The 25632-nt window shown below is 69.1% G+C and carries 22 protein-coding genes and 1 pseudogene; 11 read left to right on the forward strand and 12 right to left on the reverse strand.

Going from position 1 to position 25632, the window contains the following annotated elements:
- Positions 1-3 precede the first annotated feature (3 nt).
- The 5 genes from DAT37_RS36805 (at position 4) to DAT37_RS36825 (ending at position 4081) form a co-directional block, all read left to right on the forward strand.
- Positions 4-735, forward strand: a complete 732-nt coding sequence (locus DAT37_RS36805) for a DUF7873 family protein (protein ID WP_109529686.1) — start codon at positions 4-6, stop codon at positions 733-735.
- A gap of 518 nt (positions 736-1253) precedes the next feature.
- Positions 1254-2744 carry a CoA-acylating methylmalonate-semialdehyde dehydrogenase gene (locus tag DAT37_RS36810; protein ID WP_109529567.1) on the forward strand — a complete coding sequence of 497 codons (1491 nt, stop codon included), beginning with the start codon at positions 1254-1256 and terminating at the stop codon, positions 2742-2744.
- Positions 2745-3006: 262 nt separating this feature from the next.
- Entirely contained in the window at positions 3007-3450 is a 444-nt protein-coding gene (locus tag DAT37_RS36815; protein WP_109529568.1) for a PPOX class F420-dependent oxidoreductase, read from the forward strand.
- A 74-nt stretch (positions 3451-3524) separates the two neighbouring features.
- Positions 3525-3761, forward strand: coding sequence for a ribbon-helix-helix protein, CopG family (locus DAT37_RS36820; RefSeq protein WP_157978881.1), 237 nt, complete (start codon positions 3525-3527; stop codon positions 3759-3761).
- Positions 3761-4081, forward strand: a complete 321-nt coding sequence (locus tag DAT37_RS36825) for a hypothetical protein (protein ID WP_109529570.1) — start codon at positions 3761-3763, stop codon at positions 4079-4081. Before DAT37_RS36820 ends, DAT37_RS36825 begins: the two co-directional genes overlap by 1 nt.
- 4 nt (positions 4082-4085) lie before the next feature.
- Here the strand turns inward: DAT37_RS36825 and DAT37_RS45855 are convergent.
- From DAT37_RS45855 to cobA, 3 genes and pseudogenes are all read right to left on the reverse strand, one after another.
- Positions 4086-4783: pseudogene (locus tag DAT37_RS45855) on the reverse strand (DUF5984 family protein).
- Between the two features lie 72 nt (positions 4784-4855).
- A complete protein-coding gene (locus DAT37_RS36840) occupies positions 4856-6340 on the reverse strand; it encodes an MFS transporter (protein ID WP_109529573.1) in 1485 nt (494 codons plus the stop codon).
- Between the two features lie 141 nt (positions 6341-6481).
- Positions 6482-7738, reverse strand: a complete 1257-nt coding sequence (gene cobA, locus DAT37_RS36845; RefSeq protein ID WP_109529574.1) for a uroporphyrinogen-III C-methyltransferase — start codon at positions 7736-7738, stop codon at positions 6482-6484.
- Positions 7739-7953: 215 nt separating this feature from the next.
- On the opposite strand from cobA, the gene DAT37_RS36850 reads away from it, so the two are divergent.
- Complete coding sequence (locus DAT37_RS36850; RefSeq protein ID WP_109529575.1) at positions 7954-9333, forward strand: purine-cytosine permease family protein; 1380 nt, start codon at positions 7954-7956, stop codon at positions 9331-9333.
- A gap of 31 nt (positions 9334-9364) precedes the next feature.
- Here the strand turns inward: DAT37_RS36850 and DAT37_RS36855 are convergent, their stop codons facing one another.
- Complete coding sequence (locus DAT37_RS36855; protein ID WP_109529576.1) at positions 9365-10894, reverse strand: PucR family transcriptional regulator; 1530 nt, start codon at positions 10892-10894, stop codon at positions 9365-9367.
- A gap of 84 nt (positions 10895-10978) precedes the next feature.
- Here DAT37_RS36855 and DAT37_RS36860 point away from each other — a divergent pair, with 84 nt between their 5' ends.
- The 4 genes from DAT37_RS36860 (at position 10979) to DAT37_RS36875 (ending at position 14832) form a co-directional block, all read left to right on the forward strand.
- Positions 10979-11449 (forward strand): nucleoside deaminase, encoded by a 471-nt coding sequence (locus DAT37_RS36860; protein ID WP_198654627.1) that lies wholly within the window; start codon positions 10979-10981, stop codon positions 11447-11449.
- 17 nt (positions 11450-11466) lie between these two features.
- The gene (locus DAT37_RS36865; RefSeq protein WP_109529577.1) at positions 11467-12462 is read left to right on the forward strand and encodes an isopenicillin N synthase family dioxygenase; all 996 of its coding nucleotides are present in this window, start codon (positions 11467-11469) and stop codon (positions 12460-12462) included.
- Positions 12463-12601: 139 nt separating this feature from the next.
- The gene (locus DAT37_RS36870) at positions 12602-13732 is read left to right on the forward strand and encodes a phosphotransferase family protein (protein WP_109529578.1); all 1131 of its coding nucleotides are present in this window, start codon (positions 12602-12604) and stop codon (positions 13730-13732) included.
- A gap of 2 nt (positions 13733-13734) precedes the next feature.
- Positions 13735-14832 (forward strand): hypothetical protein, encoded by a 1098-nt coding sequence (locus DAT37_RS36875; protein ID WP_109529688.1) that lies wholly within the window; start codon positions 13735-13737, stop codon positions 14830-14832.
- 113 nt (positions 14833-14945) lie between these two features.
- Here DAT37_RS36875 and DAT37_RS36880 read toward each other — a convergent pair whose 3' ends face one another.
- From DAT37_RS36880 to mqo, 6 genes are all read right to left on the reverse strand, one after another.
- Positions 14946-15344 carry a cobalamin biosynthesis protein gene (locus DAT37_RS36880; RefSeq protein ID WP_269814831.1) on the reverse strand — a complete coding sequence of 133 codons (399 nt, stop codon included), beginning with the start codon at positions 15342-15344 and terminating at the stop codon, positions 14946-14948.
- 72 nt (positions 15345-15416) lie between these two features.
- A complete protein-coding gene (locus DAT37_RS36885; RefSeq protein WP_109529580.1) occupies positions 15417-16946 on the reverse strand; it encodes a cobyrinate a,c-diamide synthase in 1530 nt (509 codons plus the stop codon).
- Positions 16940-17554, reverse strand: a complete 615-nt coding sequence (gene cobO / locus DAT37_RS36890; RefSeq protein WP_109529581.1) for a cob(I)yrinic acid a,c-diamide adenosyltransferase — start codon at positions 17552-17554, stop codon at positions 16940-16942. Before cobO ends, DAT37_RS36885 begins: the two co-directional genes overlap by 7 nt.
- A 59-nt stretch (positions 17555-17613) precedes the next feature.
- Positions 17614-19674, reverse strand: a complete 2061-nt coding sequence (locus DAT37_RS36895; protein ID WP_109529582.1) for a VWA domain-containing protein — start codon at positions 19672-19674, stop codon at positions 17614-17616.
- A 146-nt stretch (positions 19675-19820) separates the two neighbouring features.
- The gene (locus DAT37_RS36900) at positions 19821-20270 is read right to left on the reverse strand and encodes a GNAT family N-acetyltransferase (protein WP_109529583.1); all 450 of its coding nucleotides are present in this window, start codon (positions 20268-20270) and stop codon (positions 19821-19823) included.
- A 12-nt stretch (positions 20271-20282) separates the two neighbouring features.
- Positions 20283-21803, reverse strand: coding sequence for a malate dehydrogenase (quinone) (gene mqo, locus DAT37_RS36905; RefSeq protein WP_109529584.1), 1521 nt, complete (start codon positions 21801-21803; stop codon positions 20283-20285).
- A 288-nt stretch (positions 21804-22091) separates the two neighbouring features.
- On the opposite strand from mqo, the gene DAT37_RS36910 reads away from it, so the two are divergent.
- Positions 22092-23153, forward strand: coding sequence for an alpha/beta hydrolase (locus tag DAT37_RS36910; RefSeq protein ID WP_232840228.1), 1062 nt, complete (start codon positions 22092-22094; stop codon positions 23151-23153).
- Here DAT37_RS36910 and DAT37_RS36915 read toward each other — a convergent pair.
- On the reverse strand, positions 23133-23696 hold the full coding sequence (locus DAT37_RS36915) for a hypothetical protein (RefSeq protein WP_109529586.1): 564 nt from the start codon (positions 23694-23696) through the stop codon (positions 23133-23135). The genes DAT37_RS36910 and DAT37_RS36915 overlap by 21 nt on opposite strands.
- A gap of 228 nt (positions 23697-23924) precedes the next feature.
- Positions 23925-25583 (reverse strand): cobyric acid synthase, encoded by a 1659-nt coding sequence (locus tag DAT37_RS36920; protein WP_109529587.1) that lies wholly within the window; start codon positions 25581-25583, stop codon positions 23925-23927.
- Positions 25584-25632: the final 49 nt, after the last annotated feature.

A 25632-nucleotide genomic window follows, 5' to 3' on the forward strand; every position in this document is an offset into this window, starting at 1 on the left:
ACGATGACCAAACTCAATCAGATCATCGCCGTGGAGAAGGGCGTCAAGAGCGGCGCGCTACGCGAACTGGCCGACACCCAGGGACAGCTGCACAAGCCCGCGCTGCTCGCCGGTATCGCGCGCACGTATCAGCCGAAGGACGAAGAGGGCGAACAGCTCCCGCCGGAGTCGACGCGCGTGCAGGTGAAATCCGAGGAAGTGCTGCGGCAGACCGCGAGCACGCTGACGCGCCTGTTCGACGTGACGGCCACCAAGGACTGGGCCAACACCGAGGCCAAGGCCGATGTCACCGTCGACGGTACGACGCTGCTCAGCGACGTCCCGGTCTCCTACCTGCTCTTCCTGGAGAAGCAGCTCGCCGACCTGCACACCTTCGTCAAGAAGCTGCCGGTACTCGACGCCGCCGAGGCCTGGTCCTTCGACGATTCCTCCGACACCTGGCGCACCGACGCGGTGCGCACCCTGCGCACCAAGAAGGTGCCGCGCAACCACGTCAAGGCCGAGGCCACCGAGAAGCACCCGGCCCAGGTCGAGGTGTACTACGAGGACATCGCCATCGGCTACTGGACCACGGTGAAATTCTCCGGCGCGCTGCCCGCGCGGCGCGTCAACGAGATCGCCGATCGCATCGAGAAGGTGCAGCAGGCGGTCAAATTCGCTCGTGAGGAGGCCAACAGCGCCGAGATCACCGATCGCAAGACCGGTGCGGCGATCTTCGGTTACCTTTTCCGATGACACCGATCCGGGGCGGTATCGCCCGCCCCGGATCCCACATTCGTCCTCGCCGCGAGGCGGGGACAGCGCAGGAGCGCACACTCAAACTGAAGTTCAGATCTGAATCACACGGTGTCAGTGCGGGTTCGAGCCCCGCCCCGGGTACCTGCCCGGGTAGCCCAATCGGCAGAGGCAGCCGTGACCACGCTCAGATTCTCGCTCCAGCTTCGAGTATTCGCCGCCGAACACGGGATCACGAGGAAAGGACACGCAGCGCCGAGATGCCGGTTCAACTCCGGCTCCCTCAGCCACGATGGGGGATGGTCCAAAGGCAGGACGCGTCGCGATCATCTTGATCCGATCCCACCGATCCCGGTGTGCGAATTGGGTGGCATCACTGGAACCCGGGGGCAGGCTAGACCCCCGGGTTCTCCCATCTCCGACATGCCGAAAGCGTCGAATGACCGACACGGCGGCCTCCGCTCGGCGACGATGGACGCGCGAGACAGCGCAACCACGACTCCCACGATCGAGGAGATATGGACACCATCGCGCATTGGCTGGACGGCAAACCCTTCGACGGCACGAGCGGCCGCTCCGCCCCGGTGACCAATCCCGCGACCGGCGTGGTCACCGGCCGGGTCGCGCTGGCCGACGCCGCCGATGTGGAGACCGCCGTCGCCGCGGCGGCCGACGCGTTCCCCGCGTGGCGTGACACGTCACTCGCCGGGCGCACGCAGATCCTCTTCCGATTCCGAGAACTGCTCAACGACCGCAAGGAGGAACTGGCCGCGCTGGTCACCGCCGAACACGGCAAGGTCGCCTCCGACGCGCTGGGCGAGGTGACACGCGGACTCGAGGTCGTCGAATTCGCTTGCGGCATACCGCATCTTCTCAAGGGCGGTTATACCGAGAACGCGTCGACCAAGGTCGACATCTTCTCGATCCGCCAGCCGCTCGGTCCCGTCGCGATCATCTCGCCGTTCAACTTTCCGGCCATGGTGCCGATGTGGTTCTTCCCGCTTGCCATCGCCGCGGGCAATACCGTCGTACTCAAACCGAGCGAGAAGGACCCGTCCTCGTCGCTGTGGCTCGCGCGCCTGTGGCACGAAGCCGGTTTGCCCGCAGGGGTTTTCAACGTGGTGCAGGGCGACAAGGTGGCGGTCGACGCACTGCTCGACAGCGCGGCGATCAAGGCCGTCTCCTTCGTGGGCTCCACACCTGTCGCGCGCTACGTCTACGAACGCGGCACCGCCAACGGCAAACGGGTGCAGGCTCTGGGTGGGGCCAAGAACCACATGCTCGTGCTGCCCGACGCCGATCTCAACCTTGCCGCCGATTCCGCCGTGAACGCCGGATTCGGATCGGCCGGTGAACGATGCATGGCGATCAGCGTGGTACTGGCCGTCGGGCCGATCGGCGACGAACTGGTGTCGAAGATCGCCGAACGCGCCGCGACCATCACCACGGGCGACAGCGTCCGCGGCGCGGATATGGGGCCGCTGGTCACCCGCGAGCACCGCGATCGGGTCGCCGCTTATCTCGAGGCGGGCGAATCCGACGGCGCGACAGTGGTTCTCGACGGTCGGGGTGTGCGAGTCGACGGTTCCGACGACGGATTCTGGCTCGGGCCCACGGTGCTCGACCATGTCGACCCCGGAATGAGTGTCTACACCGACGAGATCTTCGGCCCGGTGCTCTCGGTGGTCCGCGTCGACAGTTACGACGAAGGGCTGGCGCTGATCAATGCCAACCCCTACGGCAACGGCACCGCGATCTTCACCAACGACGGCGGCGCGGCCCGGCGGTTCCACCACGAGGTGGAGGTCGGAATGGTCGGCATCAATGTGCCGATTCCGGTGCCGATGGCCTACTACAGTTTCGGCGGCTGGAAGAACTCGTTGTTCGGCGACGCGCACGCGCACGGCACCGACGGGGTGGCATTCTTCACCCGGGGCAAAGCCGTCACCGCCAGATGGCTCGACCCGAGTCACGGCGGCCTCGAATTGGGCTTCCCCCGCAATACCTAGGGCGCTACAGGCGGCCGAGACACCCGCCGATGCTTCCCTGATCGTCAACGCACTGGGTAAGTTGCGCTCGGACTGCGCATAAAGTAGGCGGGCCGCCGATATTTCGGCGGCCACGCCGAAATACGCCATTCGGAAACAATGCTGCGGGAACAGCGCGCGTCGATACGCGAACTTTCTCCTTCGATAAAGTCTGCCCCGGCAACGAATATCGCCGCAGCGGGTAGTCGAACAGTTCGGAACCGGCGTTCTCGGTGCGGGTGGAATGATCGCGCCGACGCGGGCGTTGGCTCCCGACGTGACGACCGACCTCTCCGAAGGCCTGAAGAAGTACCTCGACGAGTCCACGGTGTTCGCGACCGCCGCGACCATCAGCCCCACCGGCGAACCGCATCTCACGGTGGTCTGGATCGAGCGAGACGGCGACGATCTACTGTTCTCCACCACCCGCACGCGGGCGCAGGGCAGGAATATCGTTCGCGACCCGCGGGTGACCATCCTGGTCAGCCCGCCCGACAATCCCTACGTCTACGCCGAGATCCGCGGCACCGCCACGGTGACCGACGATCCGGAACGGGTGCTGCCGAACCGCCTGTCCCGCAAGTACACGGGGCAGGACTACGCGGATTTCAACCCGTCCGCCCCCGACGACAGCGCCGAACGCATCATCGTGCGGATAACCCCGACCAAGGTCGTCAGCCGCCTCTGAGCCGACAGATATCGATCACCCGGCGGCTCTCGGCCGTGCCGCGGCGTACCGCCACCGGCGGTACGCTCGACGGTATGGCTGGACGCAAGACCTCGGTATCGCTCGATGAGGAGACCCTCCGGATATTGGAGCGCCGCGCCGAGGCCGAGAACCTCGGACGCTCGGCGTACCTGGCCAAACTCATCCACCGCGACGACCTGCGCCAACGGCTGGCCGCCGACACCGCGACCCTGAATTCGGCGGGACACACCCCCGACCGGGCCACGACGGTGGCCGCCCGTCTGCTCGCGCAGCGACGCGCGGGCCACTGATGCCGTCGCCCCGATTCGGCGAGGTCTGGCACGCCCCGTCCGGCAGCGTGCTGCCCGGAGGCATGCTCTGTCTGATCGTCAGCTCCGACGACTACAACCGGATCCGTCGCCAGTACATCATCGTCGAGGTGGTCACCGACCCGCTGTCCGGCGACGCGATCATCTGCCCTCTCGGCCCCGGCATCGGCGTCGCCCTCACCGGCACCCCCTTCGCCGTCGGCCCGAACTGGTTCGACGGCACCGACGAACCCATCGCGATCCTCGACGAACCCGACGCCCGCCGCGCCGCCGACCAGGTCCGCGCCATCCTCGGCCCCTGAGCGATCACGGGGATACCGAACCCCAGCGTGTGCCGACCAACGAGAGCCCGATCGGAATCACCTCGAAAGTGAGGGACGCACCCGCGCGCACCGCATCCCAGTCGGTGTTCGCTCGTCGCGTCAACGATCGCGACAGCCAGGTTCGTCGGTCGGCCTGCTCGCGCACCAGCCCGGGAATATCGAGGTGGATCCCCTCGGCTACGCAGACCGCGGCGATCCCGTCGACCCGTTCCTGCATGGCTTCGAGCAGCCGGTGGTCGAAATCTGTTACAGCGGAGATGAATTCATCGGTATCGACCGATACACGCCCTGTTCGCGGCGCGGTGAAAGCGATCTCGCCGTCGGGGTCGGCGCCGCATCGATCCGTGTGTCGTGCAGGAACTCCGCGTTGTCGTCCCAGTCGATGGACCGTCCGGTAGCCACGGTGTCCACAAGATCAGCAGGCACGGGTTCGAGGATGTAGGGCAGCGCTCGCAGCATGTCCTCCCATGGGCGGACTACGTAATACTCGGCCCACGGCGGCTTCTCTCGCCCATCCCGGCGGGAGCGCCGGGCCACGGTCTGCTCCGTGTATCGCAACAACTCGACTCCCCCCACCTCCAGGCAGTACCGGCCCTCGGTGAGCCCGAACCAGTGCAGGTTCCGGCCTGTCCCCCACGCGGCGACCTCGCCGACCGGGACCAACTCGAACTGGAAGCGCATCACGGCCGCAACCCGATCGCCGAGCCGCGTCGCGAGGAGCCCACTCGCTTTCCCACCCCGGCTCTCCGGCAGCTAGCTTCGCTGGGCTTCTTCTTGGGCGGAATGGGCCTGCGCGATCTGTTGGGGGGTGAAGCGCAGGGTGAGGGCGACGAGTCCGATCAGGACGGCGACGCCCGCGCAGACGGCGAGTACCAGGGTGTAGCCGTTGCTGAGGGCGTCGATCTGGGTGGGGGTCATGCCGGAGGCGTGGCCGGTGCGGCCGCCGAGGGACAGGGTGCGTGAGACCGCGACGGGGGTCAGGATGCCGATGGCGAGCGGGGTGCCGAGGTTCATGAACATCTGGCCGACCGCGGCGAGCGGGCCGATGTCGGAGGGCGGAACGCCGATGAGTACGCACAGCGGCGTCAGGACCATCGCCACGCCGACGCCCGCGCCGATCACCACGAGCAGGATCAGCAGGGTGGGCAGGTACTGCACGTCGCGGTCGAGGGTCGAGGCGATCAACAGGCCGATGGCGAGCACCGCCGCCGAGCCCGCCAGCAACCAGCGCGGCGCGACGAGCAACGCCAGCTTCGAGGCGACGGCCGCACCGACACCGATACCGACGGTGAACGGGATGCAGGCGATACCGGCGTGCAGCGGGCTGTAGTTCAGGACGTTCTGCAGGAATTGGGCGACGAAGAAGGTCATCGCTCCCAGCACACCGCCCGCGAGCAGGATCAGCACGAAGGTCGCCACCCGGTCCCTGCTGTCGAACAGCGACCACGGCACCAGCGGATTGTCGACGCGACGTTCGGCGAAGACGAAGGCGATCAGCAGCGCTGCCCCACCGACCAGCGAACCGATGATGGCCCAGTGCCCCCAGCCCAGTTCGGGCCCCTCGGTCGCGCCGAAGACGATGGCGGTGCACGCCAGGGTGCCGAGCACGGCGCCGCGGATATCGAGGCCGACGCGGTGATGGTCGGTGTCGGCGAGACAGTAGATCGCGCCGACGACGATGAGCACGCCGATCGGCACGTTGATCAGGAAGATCCAGCGCCAGGACAGTTCGGTCAGCGCGCCGCCGATCACCAGGCCGCCGACCGATCCGATACCGACCATGGAGCCGACGATGGCGATGGCCTGATTGCGCGCCTTACCCGGCGCGAAGGTGGTGGCGACGAGCGCGAAGGCCGACGGTGCGGCGAGCGCGGCGCCGGTGCCCTGGAGCGCGCGTGACGCGATCAGCATCGCCTCGCCGTTCGCCAGACCGCACAGCAGCGAGGCGAAGGTGAACAGCGCTACGCCGACGATCAGCATGCGTTTGCGGCCGAAGGCGTCGCCGATCCGGCCGCCGAGCAGCATCAGGCCCGCGAAGGTGAGACCGTAGGAGGTCACCGTCCACGCGCTGCCCGAACTGGACAGGCCCATCTCCTGCTGGAGTCTCGGTAGCGCGAGGATGACCACGCTGCCGTCGAGGACGACCATCAGCTGCAAACCGCTCAGCACGAAGATGGCGAGCCCGAAGGCCCGCTGCGTCACGGGATACTGCGTCGGCGCAGCGGGGTTCTGGAGCACAGTGAGCCACTGTAATTGATGCGGCAACCTGTGCCTGCCCCGCGGCGCGCTGGACCGACGAGCCACAACGGACCGCGGTCTCCGTTGTGACCGTGCCGGTCCGCCACGCGAGGCCGGGATCCGCGCCGCGGGTCCCAGGATTCAGCCGTTGGCGACGAGATCGGCCGAGAACGCCGCGGTCGGGCCGATCACCACGATGGCGGGCGGGCGGATTCCCTCGCCGCGCACCCGCGCGGCGACGGTGCCCAGATCGGCGCGCAGCACCCGCTGGGTGCGCAGGGTGCCCTCCTGGATGACGGTGGCCGGGGTGTTCGCGGGCCTGCCGCCGTCGATGAGCGCGGTGGCGAACTGTTCGATCCGCTCGACCGCCATCATGAGCACGAGCGTGCCGCGCAGCCGGGCCAGCGCGGGCCAATCGACCAGCGAATCCGGATGATCCGGCGCCACGTGACCGCTCACCACGACGAATTCGTGGGTGACGCCGCGATGGGTCACCGGGATACCGGCGGCGGCGGGCACGGAGATGGGGCTGGTGATGCCGGGCACGACGGTCACCGGGATACCGGCGTCGACGCAGGCCTCGACCTCTTCGAAGCCGCGGCCGAAGACGTAGGGGTCGCCGCCCTTGAGCCGCACCACGAATTTGCCCGCCTTGGCGCCTTCGATCAGGGCGGCGTTGATCGCCTCCTGCGCCATCGCGCGCCCGTAGGGGATCTTCGCGGCGTCGATCACCTCGACGTCGGGACCGAGTTCGGCGAGCAGTTCCGGCGGCGCGAGGCGGTCGGCGACCACCAGATTCGCCCTGGCCAGCAGGCGGCGGCCGCGCACCGTGATCAGGTCGGGGTCGCCGGGTCCGCCGCCGACCAGCGCGACACCGGGCACGATCGGCGAGGACTCGTCGGTGACGACGCCGGATTGCAGGGCTTCCAGCAGCGCGGTGCGGACCGCGGCCGAACGACGATGCTGACCGCTGGCGAGCACGCCGATGCTCAGTCCGTCGTAGCGGGCGGTCGCGGGCGTGACGGCGGTACCGAGCCGGGCGATATCGGCGCGGACGCAGAAGACGCGGCGGCGCTCGGCCTCGGCGACGACGGCGGCGTTGGTCTCGGGCTCGTCGGTGCACGCGATCGCGTACCAGGCACCGTCGAGATCGCCGTCGGCGTAGGCGCGCAGAGTGATGGTCAGCTGTCCCGACGTGGCCATGCCCTCGACCGCGGGGGTCACCTCGCGGCTGATGACGTGGACATCGGCGCCGGACGCGAGAAGCAGCCCGATGCGGCGCTGGGCCACCGTTCCGCCGCCGATCACGACGACGCGGCGGCCGTTGAGATCGAGCCCGACCAGGTAGTTCGGGTCACCGGTCGGCTGGTCTTCGGTGGCTTCTGACGTATTCGGCACAATGGTCGAGAGTACGGCCTGGCTTCGCGCCGCTCGCAGACAGACCGGCATGTGCGGGCGGGCCGCGTTCGGCGCCCGGATCGACACCCAGGTTTCCCGCACGTTTCGGATGCGGGACGTCGCCGGCTACCCCTGACGAACTGTCCGCAGGCGTCGGATTTCTGGCTTACGATTCGCCCGTTGCCGACCGGGGCCGCAGCGACCAGTGTTCATGCATGGCATTGACCGAGGACACGCCGCTGGCCGGCTACGCCGATCGCGTCGTCGCGGTGGAACCGGGCGGCAACGAGGTAATTCCCGACGACGCGCGGCACGGGACACCCCGCCAGCTCTTCTGGACCTGGACCTCCCCGAATCTCGAATTCGCCACCATCTTCATCGGCGTGCTGTCGGTGACGGCGTTCGGCATGAACTTCTGGCAGGCCACCCTCGGCCTGGCCGTCGGCGTCGGCCTCGGCGGCGCGGCGCATTTCGTGCTGTCGGCGCGCGGGCCGCGGTACGGGGTGCCGCAGATGGTGCTCGGACGCGCGGCGTTCGGCTATCGCGGCAACGCGTTGCCCGCCGCGTTCATGTCGATCATGTGCGGGGTCGGCTGGTTCGCCACCAACAGCGTCAGCGGCGCGTTCGCGCTCAACACGCTGACCGGGATGCCGAAACCGCTGGCGCTGACGCTGATCGTGGTGGCGCAGACCGGATTCGCCGTCTTCGGCCACAATCTGGTGCACGCCTTCGAGCGGTTCGTCTTTCCCGTCCTGGCCGTGGTGTTCCTGGTGGTCACCGTGGTGATCTTCAGCAAGGCCGATCTCGGTGCCGCCGCGCCGTCCGGCGGGGTGGGCGGCATGGGCGGATTCCTGCTGACCGTCGGCACCGCGTTCGGCTACGCGGGCGGCTGGAACCCCTACGCCGCGGACTACACCCGCTATCTGCCTGCCCGCGTCTCGAAGGCGGCGACCGGCGGATTCGCCGCGGCAGGACTGTTCATCTCCTGCCTGTGGCTTTCGGCGCTCGGCGCGGCCTCGGCCACCATCGTGAGTTCGGCGACCGGAAGCCCTACCGATGTCTTCACCTCGAATCTTCCGTCGGTTCTGGCGAATCTGACCCTGCTCGCGATCGCCCTGGGGGCGGTGGCCGCCAACGCGCTGAACGTGTATTCGGGAGCGATGGCCTTCGTGACGATCGGGGTGAAACTGCCGGTGCGCACCCAGCGCGCGGTGGTGTCGATCGCCTTCGGCGTGGTCGGTTTCCTGGTCGCGCTGTGGGCGCTGCCGGACGCGGCCCAGAGTTACGAGGCGTTCCTGCTGATCGTCGCGTACTGGATCGGCCCGTGGCTCGGCGTGATGTTCGCCGATCAGTATCTGCGGCGGCGCGGCGATATCGTCGAACTACTCTATGACCGCTCCTACACGAACTGGGGCGGCGTCGCGGCCTTCCTGGCCGGGCTGGCGGTGTCGGTACTGCTGTTCTGCAATCAGGCGAAATTCACCGGTTACGTGGTGCGGGAGATCCCCGAACTGGGCGATATCACCTTCTTCGTCGGCTTCGTCCTGTCCGGCGCGGCCTACCTGCTGTTGAACCGGCGACGCCTGACCGCCTGACGCACCGATCGCCGACTCACCGGCGCCTGACTCACCGATCGCCGCCGAGACGGTGGGCGCACAGCGCCAGCAGCAGCGTCGCGGCGAGGGCGGGATCGTTGGGTTCGTAGCCGAGCAGTTCGCGGATGCGGTCCAGGCGCTGGTAGAGCGATTGACGGCCGATATGCAGCGCGGCGGCGCAGCGGGTCGGGCTCGCACCGTGCCGGAGGTAGGCCTCGAGGGTGCGGGTCAGACTGCTGTGGTGGGCCGTGTCCCAGTCGACGAGCGGGGTGAGCACGGCGGCCAGGCGGGCCCGTTCGGCGGCGGGCAGGGTTTCCACGGTCAGTTCGGCGGCGAGTTCCCGACAGCTGGTGAGCGGCCCGTGCAGCCGGTCACGACGGTGGCGGGTGGCCAAGCGAAGGGCCGACCTGACGGTCGAGAGCCCGGCGGCCAGTGCGGCCGAGGTGAATTCACACGCGTCGCCCACCACCATCGTGACGCCCTCGGTGCCGCTCGCACCGATGGACGAGCGCAGCGCCCGCGAGACCTCGCCGACCGGATCGGCGACCGAATTGGCCACCGCGACAAGGGCATAGGTGGTGGCGTGGACATCGGCGATCACCCCGGGCCGCCCGAGCGCCTTGGTGGCGGCGTCGAGGAATCCGGTCGCGATCCGGCTGTCGGGGGCCTCGATCGCGACGGGGACCACGGTGCGCCCGGTCAGTCCGGGCGCACCGGCGGCACCGGCCCGTGACCGCAGATCGGCCTGCCTGATCTGCTGACCGTTCACCAGATCCGTGAGCAACGCGGTGGCCGCCATCTGTGGCCGACCGCTCGGCGTTCCCGAATTCGCCAGGGCCAGACCGACTCCCGGCGCGGACTGGTCGATCACCGCGGCCAACGTGGCGGCGTCGAGCGGCGAACCAGGTCCGGCGGTCAGGGTGCCCCAGGCGCTGTCCTTGACGCGGATACCGGCCCGCGCGGCGCCGGATTCGACCGCGGCCCACGCGGATCTGTCGTCGTCCACCCCGTGCGCGGCGATCAGCGCTCCGCTGCCGCTCGTCACGACGACCGCGCATTCGGTCACCGCCGCGATGCGGGCGAGCAGCCGCGCCACCCCGTTGCCCGCGGCAAGTTCACCGGTCAGGTCTCGCGCCAGTGCGTTGAGCAGGCGCAGCGAGCGCACCTCGCGGGACACGATTTCGGTATTGGCGTCGCGGCACAGGTCGATGAAGGGAACGACGGTGCGCAAGGCGATCAGCGGAAGGCCGTTGCGCGAGGCCTCCTCCACCATCTCGGCCGGAATGGCCTCGAAGGTGCGGCCGAGTTCGAAGGCGACCCCGGCCACCTCGCGGGCCGCGATCTCACGCAGGTAGTGCCGTCTGGTTCCGGCGTCGACACCGGAGAGGCCGAGTCCGGTGGTGAGTAGCAGTTCCCCGCCGGACAGCAGCGGACTGATCTCGTAGATCTCGCTGGAATGCACCCAGCGCACCGCACGATCGAGTCCGCCGTGACCGGCCAGGACGTGCGGATCGGCCGCGACGAACTGGTCGGCGAGTAGTTCGCGAACGGTGGGGAGCATCCGGTCATCTTGTCATCCCGTCTCCGGGACGAACCGGACGATCTGTACGTTGCGGAGCGACCGGTCCGCCGCGAGGGTTGACCCATGACCCAGCTGACGCCCGACGGGCTGCTCGAGGTGGCCTACCAGGAAGCTCTGCGCGGACTCGCCGAGGGCGGGGTGCCGATCGGGGCGGCGCTGTTCGACGGTGACGGTGTCCTGCTCGGCAGCGGGCACAACCGTCGCGTGCAATCCGGGGATCCCAGCACGCACGCCGAAACCGACGCCTTCCGCGCGGCCGGACGACGGCGCGACTACCGCTCGACCATCATGGTGACGACGCTGTCACCGTGCTGGTATTGCAGCGGTCTGGTACGCCAATTCGGGATCGGGACGGTGATCGTCGGCGAGTCGACCACCTTCCACGGCGGCCACGACTGGCTGATCGAACACGGCGTCGCGGTCACGGTGCTGCAAGACCGGCGCTGCATCGATCTGATGACCGCCTTCATCGCCGAACAACCGGCGCTGTGGTTCGAGGATATCGGCGTGGCCGACCCGAGCACGGTCGAGTGAGACAGGAGCGACACCCGATGAATGCCCCGAACGCCCCCGCTACCCCGGATGCCCCCGACGCCATCGCCTCCATCGACCTGGCTTGTTGGCGCGCGGGCGGCGACGCGGCGGCCGAGGTCGAACGCGAGGTCGACGCGGGCCTGCGCCGCGCCGGATTCCTCCTGGTGTACGGCCACGGGATTCCGGCGGAATTGCCCGCGGCGGTGCGAGCGGCCGCGCGCCGGTTCTTCGCGCTGCCCGACGAGGTGAAGCAGGCCTACGCGGTCACCGTCGGCGGTCGGGGCTGGATCGGACCGGGCAAGGAGGCCAACGGCTATGCCGAGGGCACCGAGACACCACCGGATCTGAAGGAGACCTACGCGGTCGGCGCGGATACCGCGACCGGCGATCGCGCCGTCGACGAGGTGTGGTTCCTGCCGAATGTGTGGCCCGCCGAGGTCACCGAACTGCGCGAACTCCTCACGGCCTACACCACCGCCGTGCGCGCGCTCTCCGACGAACTGCTCGCCCTGTTCGCCGCCGCCCTGCGCCTGCCCGACAACCCGTTCGCCGCCGTCACCACCCGTCCGACCTGGACCTGCAATATCAACCACTACCCGCCGATGTCGACGGTCGGCACGCCGGAACCCGGGCAGTTCCGCATCGGCCCGCATACCGATTTCGGCACCGTGACGGTGCTGGACCGGGAACCTGGCGCGGGCGGTCTCCAGGTGTACACCGAGGAACAGGGCTGGGCCGACGCGCCGTGGGACCCGGCCGCGCTCACCGTGAACATCGGTGATCTGCTCGCCTACTGGAGCGGTCAGCGCTGGCCCTCGGGCAGGCACCGGGTGCTGCCGCCGCAGCCGGAGGCGCCCGAGGAGGATCTGGTGTCGTTGATCTACTTCTACGAACTCGACCACGACGCGGTGGTGACGCCGCTGGCCGCGCCGATCGGCCGGGTCACCGGTCAGCCGCCGGTGATCTCCGCCGATTTCCTGCGCACCCGACTGGACGCCATCACCGTCGGGTGATCGGCGCGAGCGCGCCGTCGAGAAATTTCTCCGGATTTCCGCCCTGCGAAACAACTAGAACGCGTTACAGTCCGTATCCCGGGCAGTTCCGCGTGCGGTTGCCCGTCCGGACGCGCAGGCGCGACACAGGAGGACCTCGATGGCCGACGATCCAGATCCCACCGAGCGGACCCGATTGACCGTCAGCGAGCGCGATCTCGACCATCTCGCCGCCGATCTGTCCCGCTGGCTCGGTGACCGGGTCGGCGCCGACGGCCCGCCGACGATCTCGGAGCTGGCGCGGCCGCAGGCGGGCGGCATGTCGAGCACATCGATCCTGTTCGAAGCCGAATGGAGTGTCGGCGGGCGCGCGGAGAGCGGCTCGTTCGTCGCCCGGATGGCGCCGGAGGACGATTCCTTCCCGGTATTCGAAACCTACGATCTGGCCACCCAGTACCGCGTCATCGAAGGTGTCGCCGCCGCGACCGACGTGCCGGTTCCGGGGCTGTGCTGGCTCGAGACCGACGAGAAGGCGCTCGGCTCCACGTTTTTCGTGATGAGGCGGGTCGACGGGCGGGTGCCCTCGGACAATCCGCCCTACGTCTTCGTCGGCTGGCTGCTCGACGCGCGGGCCGAGGAGCGCGACCGGCTCACCGGCGACACCCTCGAGATCTTCGCGAAGATCCACGCCATCGCCGATCCCGCGACCCGGTTCCCGATGCTCGACGGGCCGGGACAGGCGCTGCGCAGGCATGTCGACGCCCAGAAAGCCTGGTACCGCTGGGCATTGGCCGATGACGGCTACGCGATACCGCTCATCGAACGCGGCTTCGCCTGGCTCGAACAGCACTGGCCCGCCGATCCCGGGCCCGACGTTCTGAGCTGGGGCGATGCCAGGCCCGGCAATATCATCTATCGGGAATTCGAGCCGGTCGCGGTACTGGACTGGGAGATGGCGGCGCTGGGGCCGCGCGAACTCGACGTGGCGTGGGTGATCTTCATCCACCGCTTCTTCCAGGATCTGGCCGTCAAATTCGGCCAGCCGGGTCTGCCGGACTTCCTGCGCCGCGACGCGGTCGCCGCCGAATACGAGAAACGAAGCGGCTACCGGGTGCGCGACCTGGACTTCTATCTCGTCTACGCCGCGTTGCGGCACGCGATCGTGATGGCGCGGGTGACCCGTCGCATGATCCATTTCGGCGAGGCCACCGTTCCCGAGGACCGCGACGACTACGTGATGCACCGCGCGAGCCTCGAGGCGATGCTCGACGGCACCTACGAATGGGACTGACCATGCCTTCACCCCTGGACGAATACGCCATCCACCAGACCACGCTGCCGTTCACCCGGGTGGCCAGCAGTGACCGGAACTTCTACGACCGCAGCTACTTCAACGCCCACAATCGCGACGGCGGCCTGTTCCTGATCACCGGATTCGGCGTCTACCCGAATCTCGGCGTGACCGACGCCTACGCGTGCGTGCGGCGCGGCGACATCCATCGCACGGTGCGTTTCTCCGACGCGCTCGGCGACCGCGATCTCGCGATGCGGGTCGGCGGCTATCGCATCGAGGTCGTCGAAGCGCTGCAACGGATCCGGGTGATCTGCGAACACGACGAACTCTCGTTCGATCTCACCTGGACCGGGTCGTTTCCCGCCGTGCAGGAACAGCCGCATCTGGTGCTCACCGGCAACCGGCCCCTCATCGAAGCCTCTCGATTCGCCCAGGTCGGCTCCTGGGCGGGCACTGTGAGTATCGAAGGTGAGGATGTCGCCGTCGACCCCGCCGTGTGGACCGGCAGCAGGGATCGGTCGTGGGGTATCCGCCCGGTGGGCGAGCCGGAACCGCCCGGGCGCGCGGCGAGCGAACCCTCCGGCGGCTTCTGGTGGTTGTACGCGCCGTTGCGTTTCGACGATTTCGCCATCATCGTCATCGTGCAGGAGGAGCCGGACGGCACCAGAACCCTCAACGACGCGGTGCGCGTGTGGCCCGACGGCCGCACCGAACAACTCGGCTGGCCCCGCATCTCCCTGCGCTATCGCTCCGGCACCCGCGTCCCGATCAGCGCCAGACTCGACCTCACCACCCCCGACGGCAAACCGCTCGAGGTCGAGATCACCACGGGCGTCGGTGTCCCGCTGCACGTCGGCTGCGGTTACAGCGGCGACCCCGACTGGCAGCACGGCCAGTGGAAAGGCCGCGACTGGACCAGCACCAGCCGCTACGACCTCACCGATCCCGCCGTCGCCGCGCGCATCCCGTACGGCGTGACCGACCACGTCGCCCACGCCCGCTGCGGAGACGCCGAGGGGTGGGGGCTGTTCGAACACGGGAGTCTCGGACGTCACGATCCCACCGGCTTCGCCGATTGGACCTCGGTCGCCCCCTGAGGTTCTCGCGCAGGTAGGCCGGGCGCGGCTCGACCTGTCCGCCGCGAATGCCCGGTGAACCCATGGTCGCGGGCATCCCGTTCGGCCGTGCGGGACGGACCCGGACCGGGTGACTACGACGGATGCGGTGCGGTTGTGTCGAGGAAGGCGGCTGCCGCGATCACCACGCCGTTCATCACCCTTTTCGGCACGATCAACGGTCCGTCGCCGGACAGGATCGCCGCGGCCTCCGCGACGCTCGGCGTGCCGATCGCTGCCGAGGTCCGGTCGGCGGGGTGTGGCACCTCGACGCGGGACAGCGCGTCGGCGGTGTACACGAGTAGTGGAACAGCCAGTGTTCGGGCGACTTCGAGTAGGCCGACCTCGTCGGCGCGGCGATCGACAGTCGCCAGGCAGACGATCCGGAATTCACGACGGAGTTCGGCGAGGGCCGTGATTATCCGCACTGCCGGGACGGCGGGGCGAAGGCCGAGTCCCACCGCTACAGGTGGCAATTCACGACTCTCATCCACCCGGATACCACTGCGGCGGCGCGTGCGTCTCGCGAAGTCGTATCGTGCACGCGGCGCACATACACGGTGTCATTATCGGACAGCCCCCGATACTCGGGCGACCACGCCGACGCGGGCGTACTCTGCCGCCGCGGCGACGAACCGTGCTGTCGCGGTGGGGTTTCCGGCCGGATGGGTGTGCAGGTACGAGGCGTGGACATTGCGCACGAGCGCACCCTCGGCGACGCGTTCGCCCAGACCGCCGCGCCAACCCCACGCGGAACCGGCGGTGGCGGCCGACACCAGGCGGGTGCGGTGGAATTCGTGGCCGCGTACGCGTTCACCGGTGCGCCAGAGCGGGGAATCGGCCAGGGCCACCGCGTCGCGGTAACCGAGGGTCAGGCGGGGTCCGAATTCCGCGTCGGCGTCGACCACTCCGGCCATGGCGTGCCCGTCGAGCGAACGGGTGAGGTACAGCAGTCCGGCGCATTCGGCGTGTACGGGCAGTCCCGCCGATGCCAGTTCGCGGACCGCCGTCAGCAGCCGGGTGTTGGCCGCGAGTTGGGCGGCGTGCTCCTCCGGGAAACCACCGGGAACCACCAGACCGGCTGTGTCCGGTGGCAATTCGTCACGCAGCGGGTCGAAGACCACGACACGCGCGCCGGCGGCCGTCAGCAGTTCACGATGCTCGGCGTATCCGAAGGTGAACGCGGGACCGCCCGCCATCGCGATCACCGGCCCGCCGCGAAGCGGTGGGGAGATCGAGTCGAACGCGTCACTCGTTCCACCGGCGGCGATCGAGTCGGCCGCGGCATGTTCGGCCGTCACCGAAGCGCCATGTGCGCCGAGAGCTATCCGCTCGCGCGCGAAGGCGCCGACTTCGGCCTCCGGATCCCACGCGGGACCGTCGACCGTACTGCGGGCCAGCCCCGCGATCGCGGCCAGATCCACATGGGCCGCGACCAGATCGGTCATGGCCGCCACCGCGATCGTCGCGGCCGAACCGTGTTCGATGGCGGGGATGAGGCCGAGATGCCGTGAGGGCACTTCCAATTCGGCCATGCGGGGCAACGAGCCGAGCACCGGCAGACCCACCCTGGTGCAGGCCGCGCGCAGCACCTGTTCGTGTCGTTCGCTGCCCACCCGGTTGAGAATCACCCCGCCGAGCCGCACGGAGGTGTCGAAGGTGGCGAAACCGTGCAGCAGCGCCGCGAGGCTCTGACTGTGGCCGCGGGCGTCCACGACGAGTACGACGGGCGCGCCGAGCAGACTCGCGACCTGCGCCGTCGAGCCCTCGGCCACCGGACCCGACTGGTTCTCGTCGATCCGGCCGTCGAACAGTCCCATGACACCTTCGACCACGGCCAGGTCGCACCCCCGCGCGCCGTGCAGGTACAGCGGCACCACCCGATGCTCGCCGACCAGTACCGGATCGAGATTGCGACCGGGTCTGCCCGCCGCCAACCCGTGGTAGCCGGGGTCGATGTAATCCGGTCCCACCTTGAACGGCGCGACCCGATGCCCGGCCCGTCCCAACGCGCCGATCAAACCCGTCGCGAGCGTGGTCTTCCCGCTCCCGGACGCGGGTGCGGCGATCACCACCGCGGGCACGTTCGTCACCATTCGATTCCGCGCTGACCCTTGCGGCCCGCGTCCATCGGATGCTTGACCTTCGTCATCTCGGTGACCAGGTCCGCGACCTCGAGCAACGCGGGCGGCGCGTCGCGACCGGTGATGACGACGTGCTGGTTGCCCGGGCGCTCCCGCAGCGTTTCGACGACGTCGTCGATGTCCACCCAGCCCCATTTGAGCGGATAGGTGAATTCGTCGAGCACGTAGAACCGGTGCTGTTCGGCTCGCAGCCGCCGGGCGATCTCCTGCCAGCCCGCCAGCGCGGCGGCGGCGTGGTCCTCGTCGCTGCCCGGTTTACGGCTCCACGACCAGCCCTCGCCCATCTTGTGCCACTCCACCGCGCCGCCCGCGCCCGTCTCCTCGTGCAGGCGACCGAGGGTGCGGAAGGCGGCTTCCTCGCCCACCTTCCACTTGGCGCTCTTGACGAATTGGAAGACAGCCACGTCGAAGCCCTGGTTCCAGGCGCGCAAGGCCATGCCGAACGCCGCCGTCGACTTGCCCTTGCCCGGCCCGGTGTGCACGGCCAGCACCGGCTGGTAGCGGCGCTGGCGCGTGGTCAGCCCGTCTTCCGGAACCGTTTCCGGCACGCCCTTGGGCATCGAATCTCCTCGTTCGTCGTTCGCGTCGTGCGGGTTTCGACCGAAACCCCGGTCACCGGTCAGGCGGCCCGTGCGGCCGGGCCCGAGCCGCGCCCGGCCCGGACGATGTCGGCGACCGAATCGCCGGTCAACTCGGCCAGGCGGACGTAGCCCGCCCGCAGGTCACGCGCCAGATCGGCGGCCAGCCCGAGACGCACCATGCCGCGCTCGCAGTCGACGACCATCGCGGTCACCGCGTCGTCGGCCAGCAACCCGGCGGCGGCGCGGGCCCGCGGCACCGGGTCGACCCCGCCGGTCGCGCGGCCGTCGGTGAGCAGCACCAGCATCGGGCGACGTCGCGGATCGCGCACCCGCTCCCGGTGGACGACCTCGCGAGCCTTCAGCAGCCCGGCGGCCAGCGGCGTCTTGCCGCCGGTCCGCAGGCCGGACAGGCGGCGTACCGCGATATCGACCGACGAGGTCGGCGGCAGGACCAGTTCGGCTTCGGCTCCGCGCACGGTGATCACGGCGACCTTGTCACGGCGCTGATAGGCATCGCGGAGCAGCGCGACGATCGCGCCGGTGACCGCGGAGAGCCGGTCGCGGGCCGCCATCGACCCCGAGGCGTCGACCACGAAGACGATCACATTGCCTTCGCGCCCTTCCCGATACGCGCCGCGCAGATCCTCGGCGGCCAGCGCGAGCGGGCCGTCCACGCGGCCGCGACGGTGCTGGTGGGGGGCGGCGGCGAAGATCGTGCCGAGCAGGTGGAGTCCGGCGGAGGTGTCGGTGCTCGGTCGCACCATTCGGCCGTGCCTGGTCTCGGCGCGGGAGCGACGGCCCGGAGCGCCTTCGCCGACGCCGGGAACTTCCCAGCGGGGGGCGGCGGCGGTCGTGGATGCCGGGGCGCCCGTGCGGTTCTCGCGGGATTTCCCGCCGCGCGGACCGTCGGGGGGTGAATCGGGGTCGTCGTCGGGGTCGGGACCGGCCGAATCGTCCTCGGTCGAATTCTGTTCGCGCGAGCCGTCGGGCCCGTCGTCGGATCCCGCATCGTCGGCGGCGGAATCCGCACGCGGCGCGGTGTCGTCCCGGGTGTCGCGCGGTCCGGAATCCTCGGCCTGCTCTTCGTCGGCCCGATCGACCTCGGCGGCGGCGTCGCGCATCGCGTCGTCCAGCTGGTCCTCGCTGATACCGGGCTCGTCGAAGGGATCGCGGCGACGACGATGCGGCAACGCGAGTTCCGCGGCGACCCGGACGTCCTCCTCGGTCACCGCGTCACCGCCGCGCCAAGCGGCGTAGGCGGTCGCGGTGCGGGCGACGACAAGGTCGGCGCGCATCCCGTCCACGTCGAAAGAGGCGCACAGCGCGGCGATCCGGCGCAGTTCGGTGTCGTCGAGCGCGATGCTCGCGACCCGGTCGCGGGCGGTCAGGATGCGGTCGGCGACCGCGCGATCGGCACCGGCGTAGCGGGCCGCGAACCCGGTCGGGTCCGCCTCGTAGTCGAGTCTGCGGCGCACCACGGCCATCCGGGTGTCCACATCGCGGGAGGCGACCACGTCGACGGTCAGGCCGAAACGGTCGAGCAGCTGCGGACGCAGTTCGCCCTCTTCCGGATTCATGGTGCCGACCAGGACGAAACGCGCCGGATGCGAATGCGAGACGCCGTCGCGTTCGATATGCACCCGCCCCATCGCCGCGGCGTCGAGCAGCACGTCGACCAGGTGGTCGTGCAGCAGGTTGACCTCGTCGACGTACAGCACCCCGTGATGGGCGGCCGCGAGCAGCCCCGGACGGAAGGCCTGTTCGCCGTCGCGCAGCACCCGTTCCAGATCCAGTGATCCGACCACCCGGTCCTCGGTCGCGCCGACGGGAAGTTCCACCAGGCGCGCGGGCCGCGCACCCGTCTCGTCCACGACCGGCGGGAGCAGTTGCGCCAGCGCGCGAACCACGGTCGACTTCGCGGTGCCCTTCTCGCCGCGCACGAGCACACCGCCGATTCCCGGGTGCACCGCGCACAGGATCAACGCCAGTTGCAGCTGTTCCTGCCCGACCACCGCCGAGAACGGGAACCCGGCCTCGAGGTCCGCGCGCGACCCGGCAGAGTGGGACGGTGGTGCGATTTCGACGTGGGACACGGACATACCCCTCACACTATTCGCGGGCGTGCGCCCGGCCGTCGGCACCCCGTCCGTGCCGGAGTCCGCCCGACGCGGGGCCGCGAGCCGACGTGGGCCCGAACACACGCGCCCGCCCCGGAGTCGGGACGGGCGCGCGCGACACCGGAGGACTATCCCCTGCGCATGGGCAGGTGGGTGATGCCGTCGTCGTCGAATTCCGCACCGTCGGGCTTGAACCCGAATTTGGCGTACATGTCCACGAGGTAGGTCTGCGCGTTGAGCCGTGCGGGCGCCGATCCGACCTCGGCCAGCGCCGCCTTCAGCAGCCTGGTGGTGTAACCGTGGCCGCGCAGCGGGGCGGCGGTACAGAGGCGTCCGATACGGAAGCTCTTGACCCCGTCGTCGTGCTCTTCGAGCAGCCGCAGGGTCGAGATGACCTCACCGTCGTCCTCGAGCCAGAAGTGCCGGGTCTCCGGTTGCAGATCGAGTCCGTCCAACTCGGGGTACGCGCACTTCTGCTCGACGACGAAGACTTCGACGCGCAATTTCAACAGCTGATACAGGGTGGCGGTATCGAGATCCAGTGACCATGACCGTTTGAGAGCAACCGTTGACATCATCGCGTCTTGCTATCACACCAGCGCTGTCGACGCGACCTCGGCGCGGGTGTCCGTGTCCACCGCCACATCCGTGAGATTCAGCGTCTTGGACGTCCAGTTCCAGACTTCCTGGAACAGCGCCTTGTTCTCCGACAGCTTCACGCCCAGCGACGGGATCATGGTCTCGAGTTTCGGCGTCCACTCGCTGTACTCACGCGGGAAGCAGCGCTGGAGCACGTCGAGCATGGCGGTCACACAGGTCGACGCCCCCGGAGACGCGCCGAGCAGGCCCGCGATGGTGCCATCCTCGGCCGCGATGACGGCGGTGCCGAGTTCGAGGACACCACCGGCGCCCTTGCGCCGGATGATCTGCACGCGCTGACCGGCGGTGATGAGTTCCCAGTCGCGGCCGTCGGCGCGCGGGATGAACTCTTCCATCGTGTAGACCTTGCCCGCCTGCGATTTCAGCAGTTCGGAGACGAGGTACTTGACCAGCGACAGCTCGGTCAGGCCGACGCCGAGCATCGGGGCCAGGTTGCCCGCCCTGATCGACTTGAACAGATCACCGTTGCTGCCGTCCTTGAGGAATTTCGGCGTCCAGCCCGCGTAGGGGCCGAACAGCAGCCCGGCCTCGCCGTCGATGACGCGGGTGTCCAGGTGCGGGACCGACATCGGCGGCGCGCCGACGGCGGCCTTGCCGTACACCTTGGCCCGGTGTCGACCGATGAGCCCGCGGTCGGTGCAGCGCAGGAACTGGCCGCTGACCGGGAAGCCGGCGAAACCCGCGATCTCCTTGATGCCCGACTTCTGCAGCAGCGGCAGCGCCCCGCCGCCCGCGCCGACGAAGACGAATTTCGCCGCGATGGTGCGGATCTTGCCGTTGCGGGTGTTGCGCACCTTCACCAGCCAGCTGCCGTCGGCCTGCTTGGACAGGTTGCGCACTTCGTGCCCGAAGGCCAGATCCGCGCCGGTGGCGCCGAGATGGGCGAGCAGTTCCTTGGTCAGCGAGCCGAAGTCGATATCGGTGCCGGCGTCGGTCCAGTTCAGCGCGATCGGATCGGAGTAATCGCGCCCGCGCGCCATCAGCGGTAACCGCCTGCTGAACTCGTCGGGGGTGTCGATGTACTCCATCCCCTCGAACAGCGGGTGACGGGCCAGCGCCTCGTAGCGCTTGCGCAGGTACTCGACATCGGAGGCGCCGTGCACGAAGCTGACATGCGGAATCGGGTTGATGAAACCGGACGGGTCGCCGAGCACGCCGTTCTCCACCGCGTAGGCCCAGAACTGACGCGACACCTGGAAACGCTCGTTGATGTCGATGGCTTTGCTCACATCGACCGAACCGTCCGCGTTCTGCGGGCTGTAGTTGAGTTCGCACAGCGCCGAGTGACCGGTGCCCGCGTTGTTCCACGGGTCGCTACTCTCCGCGGCGGCGGCATCGAGTCGCTCGAACAGCGAGATCGACCACTCCGGCTGCAGCTGCCGAAGCAGCGCGCCGAGGGTGGCACTCATGATTCCTGCACCGATGAGGACAACATCGGTCTTCTCTGTCATGGCAGCGTTCGGCACGGGTAGATCGACTTCCTTGTCACTCTGCGCAGCCCACCGGCTGGGTGGAGCTGCCTGGGCACATGCGCTATGCGGTTGTTGCCGAGCCTGGCGTCGTGGCTTCGGCTCGAATTGCTGGCGGAGAAGAGGTTACCCGCCGTTCACCTACTGCCAATTGTGCACCTCGACACCGCGGCAACCTGCAACAAACCGGGTGAATGTGACGTAGATGCCTCCTCGGCGGTTCGGTGATCTCACGCGCCATCGGAACAGATATCGCCTAGATTGGGACACGTGACCGAAAAAACCTCATATGCCGTGTCGGACATCACGGATCGGGCGCAGTGGCAGCCCGACATTCTCGGTGCGGGTTACGAACAGCGGACCCTGGCCCTCGGTCCCGACCCGGACGGCGAGGGCGACGCGGTCGCGACGCTGGTGCGCTACACCCCCGGCACCGACGCGCCCGAGGCCACCGAGCCCACGGTGCTGTACGTGCACGGTTTCACCGACTACTTCTTCCAACGCCATCTGGCCGAGCATTTCGCCGAGCGCGGGCACCGGTTCTACGCGCTCGACCTACGCAAGTGCGGACGCTCCCTGCGCGAGGGACAGACCCCGCACTATGTGACCGATCTCGCGCTCTACGACGCCGAACTCGACGAGTCCGCGCGCATCATCGCCCAGGAGACCGACGCGCCGCTGCTGATCGTCGCGCATTCGACCGGTGGACTGATCACCGCGCTGTGGCTGGATCGGCTGAACCGGAAATCGGGAACCGTCGCGTCGGGAATCGTCGGCCTCGTGCTCAACAGCCCGTGGCTGGACCTGCAGGGCCCCGCCTACTACCGCAGCGTCGGCACCCCGATCATCAACGCGGTCGGCCGGGTCAGGGCGATGGTCGCGCTGCCCGGTTCCGAGATCAGGACCTACGGCGACAGCCTGCACCACACGGTGTCGGGCGAATGGGATTACAACCTCGACTGGAAGCCGCTGTCCGGATTCCCGGTCCGGCTCGGCTGGCTGCGGGCGATCCGCGCCGGGCACGCGCAATTGCACCGGGGCCTCGACGTCGGGGTGCCCTCACTGATCCTGCGGTCCCGGGTGACCAGATTCATGCGCGAGTACGGCCCGTCCGCCGACGTCGCCGATGTCGTGCTCGACGTGCGTCAGATCCAGCGCTGGGCGGGCTGCATCGGCGACCGCACCAATATCGTGCCCGTCGACGGGGCCCGCCACGACGTCTTCCTGTCCTCGGAGCGGCCACGCGCGCAGGCGTTCACCGAACTCGACAACTGGCTGAGCTGGCTGGCGGGATACCGCGCGGCGACCGATTCACCAGAGGCTGGTGCGTAGCACGATCTCGGTCGCGAGTTCGTGGCCCGCGGCGTCGGCCACATCGTCGACGTCGACCTCGACGACGCGGAACTCCCCGTAGACGAAGCGCCCCGACGCGTCGGCCACCGAACGCGGCAGGTTCTTGGTCACCAGCACCGTCACCGGAAGTTCCATCGGACGGCAGGCGGGGTCGGCGACGACCCCGTCCGCCCCGGGAGCGGCCGGATGGCCCCGATCCGCGACGATCAGGCTGACGAAACGACCGAAGGTCCCCGAGCAGATCTGCCAGGCCAGCGCGGCGCCCGCGCCGCGCGCGGCGACATTGGCGTAGGGCACGCCGAGTTCGTCGAGGATGGCGTGCACCGCGGGCGCGTCGAGCCCGTCGATGGACTCCACGACGATGGTGCGCAGGTCCGAATTGTGGAGTCGGGCACATACCTGGTCGTACACGTCCACGGGGTCACCCGCGTCGGGTAGCAGCAGCACGCTGTGCCGCGTATCCGGCCCGTCGACCCGCACGGTCCAGGCCCGGTCACCGACTGTGATCCGCCGAGAATTCATGCCGGTGTACGGTACACCGCTCGGCTGAACTCGCCCGCGTCGCCGCGTCGCCGGGGCCGGGTCGGGCCCGCAGTCATCGCCCGGCATCGCCGGGTGTCTCCTGCGTCACCGGTCCTCCCCGAGCACGTCGTGGATCCGCGCGCTGTCCACCGGGACGGTGATCCGGCCCCCGCCCGCCATGGTCGCCGACACGACCGTCCTGCCCGTATCCGACGACCGATCCATCGTTCACCCATCCGCCGCACGTACCGCCGAAGACTCCGTACTCGATATCGCCGCGTCCGGCGCGAGCGCGACAGCGTCCGGCGCGAGCGCGACAGCGGCGGGCCGATGCGGCTGCACCGGCGCGGGCACGAGCAGCGCGGGGGCGAGTACGGGGAGATCGGCGGGAGCGCCGTCGCGGATCAGTTCCTCGATCCGGGTGATGTCGAGATGTTCCTCGAGGAGATCGGCCAGCAGGTCCAGTTGCGCTGAACGCACCGCCGCCACCGAGATATCCTCGGCGACGACGTAATCGAAGCGTCCGGCCCGATCGGCGACGATACGCAGCCAGGCACGGCGGAATTCGTCGGATTCGAGCAGGCCGTGCAGGTGGGTGCCCCACACCGCGCCGCGCACGCTGCCCTCCCCCCGACCGTCCACTTCCAGCCACGCCCGATCGCCGCTGTGGGTGACCCGACCGTGGTGGATCTCGTAGCCCGCCACCGCGATTCCCTCGGTCGCGGCGCCGCCCGCGCCCCGGCCGTCGACCGTGCGCAGCACCTTCACCGGATCGAATTCGATGTCGAGATCGAGCAGACCGAGCCCGTTGACCATCCCGGCCTCGGATTCGACGTCGTCGCTGATCTGTTTGCCCAGCATCTGATAGCCGCCGCAGATTCCGAGGATCGGGCGGCCGATCGCCGCGCGCTCGCGCAGCGCCTTCGCGATACCGCTGCGCCGCAACCACTCCAGATCCGTGACGGTGGACTTGCTGCCCGGCAGTACCACCAGATCGGCGTCGGCCAGCCGGGACGGCTCGGTCACCCACCGCACCGCGACGCCCGGTTCGCACGCCAGCGCCTCGACATCGGTGGAATTCGAGATGCGCGGCAACCGGACGGCGGCCACCGTCAGCCACTGCGCGCCGACGGGCGACCGCGGTCTGCCGACGGCAGTGTCGCCGACCGTGCCCAGCGAATCCTCGGCGTCGATCCACAGATCGTCGGCGAAGGGGATCACCCCGAGGGTCGGGCGGCCGGTCAGCTCGGTCAGTCGTTCCAGGCCGGGACGCAACAGTTCGACGTCACCGCGGAATTTGTTGATGACGAAGGCCGAGATGAGTTGTTGATCGGCGGGGTCGAGAACCGCCACGGTGCCGAACAGGTGCGCGAGCACACCGCCGCGGTCGATATCGCCGACGACGAGCACGGGTAGTCGGGATTCCTGCGCCAGACCCATATTCGCCAGGTCGGTGGCACGGAGATTGATCTCGGCGGGCGAGCCCGCGCCCTCGCAGATCACCACGTCGAATTCGGCGCGCAGCGAATCCAGTTCGGTGGCGACGATTCGGCGCAGACTCTGCCGGTGCTGGAAGTAGTCGCGCGCGCCCACGGTGCCGACGGCCTTGCCCCGCACCACCAGTTGCGAGCGCCGGTCACTGCCGGGTTTGAGCAGGACCGGGTTGAAGCGGACGCTCGGCTCCAGTCCGCAGGCCTGGGCCTGCAATGCCTGCGCTCGGCCGATCTCCCCGCCGTCGAGGGTGACGACGGAATTGTTGGACATGTTCTGGGCCTTGAACGGGGCGACCTTGACGCCCCGACGGGCCAGCAGGCGGCACAGCCCGGCCACCACCACGCTCTTGCCCGCGTCGGAGGTGGTGCCCGCGACCAGTAACGCTCCCTTCACGACGTGACCGTCGCCGGGATATCACCGGACCGTGCGCGCGGCCGCCCCC

Origin of the sequence: Nocardia aurea, from assembly GCF_003123685.1 — a bacterium.
GTDB classification, from domain to species: Bacteria; Actinomycetota; Actinomycetes; order Mycobacteriales; family Mycobacteriaceae; genus Nocardia; species Nocardia aurea.

Coding starts and splice junctions, on each gene's coding strand:
- DAT37_RS36870 (WP_109529578.1), top strand. CDS start 12,602: ATGGCCGACGATCCAGATCCCACCGAGCGGACCCGATTGACCGTCAGC.
- DAT37_RS36850 (WP_109529575.1), top strand. CDS start 7,954: ATGGCATTGACCGAGGACACGCCGCTGGCCGGCTACGCCGATCGCGTC.
- DAT37_RS36805 (WP_109529686.1), top strand. CDS start 4: ATGACCAAACTCAATCAGATCATCGCCGTGGAGAAGGGCGTCAAGAGC.
- DAT37_RS36875 (WP_109529688.1), top strand. CDS start 13,735: ATGCCTTCACCCCTGGACGAATACGCCATCCACCAGACCACGCTGCCG.
- cobO (WP_109529581.1), bottom strand. CDS start 17,554: ATGCCCAAGGGCGTGCCGGAAACGGTTCCGGAAGACGGGCTGACCACG.
- DAT37_RS36825 (WP_109529570.1), top strand. CDS start 3,761: ATGCCGTCGCCCCGATTCGGCGAGGTCTGGCACGCCCCGTCCGGCAGC.
- DAT37_RS36865 (WP_109529577.1), top strand. CDS start 11,467: ATGAATGCCCCGAACGCCCCCGCTACCCCGGATGCCCCCGACGCCATC.
- DAT37_RS36855 (WP_109529576.1), bottom strand. CDS start 10,894: ATGCTCCCCACCGTTCGCGAACTACTCGCCGACCAGTTCGTCGCGGCC.
- DAT37_RS36895 (WP_109529582.1), bottom strand. CDS start 19,674: ATGTCCGTGTCCCACGTCGAAATCGCACCACCGTCCCACTCTGCCGGG.
- mqo (WP_109529584.1), bottom strand. CDS start 21,803: ATGACAGAGAAGACCGATGTTGTCCTCATCGGTGCAGGAATCATGAGT.
- DAT37_RS36915 (WP_109529586.1), bottom strand. CDS start 23,696: ATGAATTCTCGGCGGATCACAGTCGGTGACCGGGCCTGGACCGTGCGG.
- DAT37_RS36815 (WP_109529568.1), top strand. CDS start 3,007: ATGATCGCGCCGACGCGGGCGTTGGCTCCCGACGTGACGACCGACCTC.
- DAT37_RS36810 (WP_109529567.1), top strand. CDS start 1,254: ATGGACACCATCGCGCATTGGCTGGACGGCAAACCCTTCGACGGCACG.
- DAT37_RS36820 (WP_157978881.1), top strand. CDS start 3,525: ATGGCTGGACGCAAGACCTCGGTATCGCTCGATGAGGAGACCCTCCGG.
- DAT37_RS36860 (WP_198654627.1), top strand. CDS start 10,979: ATGACCCAGCTGACGCCCGACGGGCTGCTCGAGGTGGCCTACCAGGAA.
- DAT37_RS36885 (WP_109529580.1), bottom strand. CDS start 16,946: ATGGTGACGAACGTGCCCGCGGTGGTGATCGCCGCACCCGCGTCCGGG.
- DAT37_RS36900 (WP_109529583.1), bottom strand. CDS start 20,270: ATGATGTCAACGGTTGCTCTCAAACGGTCATGGTCACTGGATCTCGAT.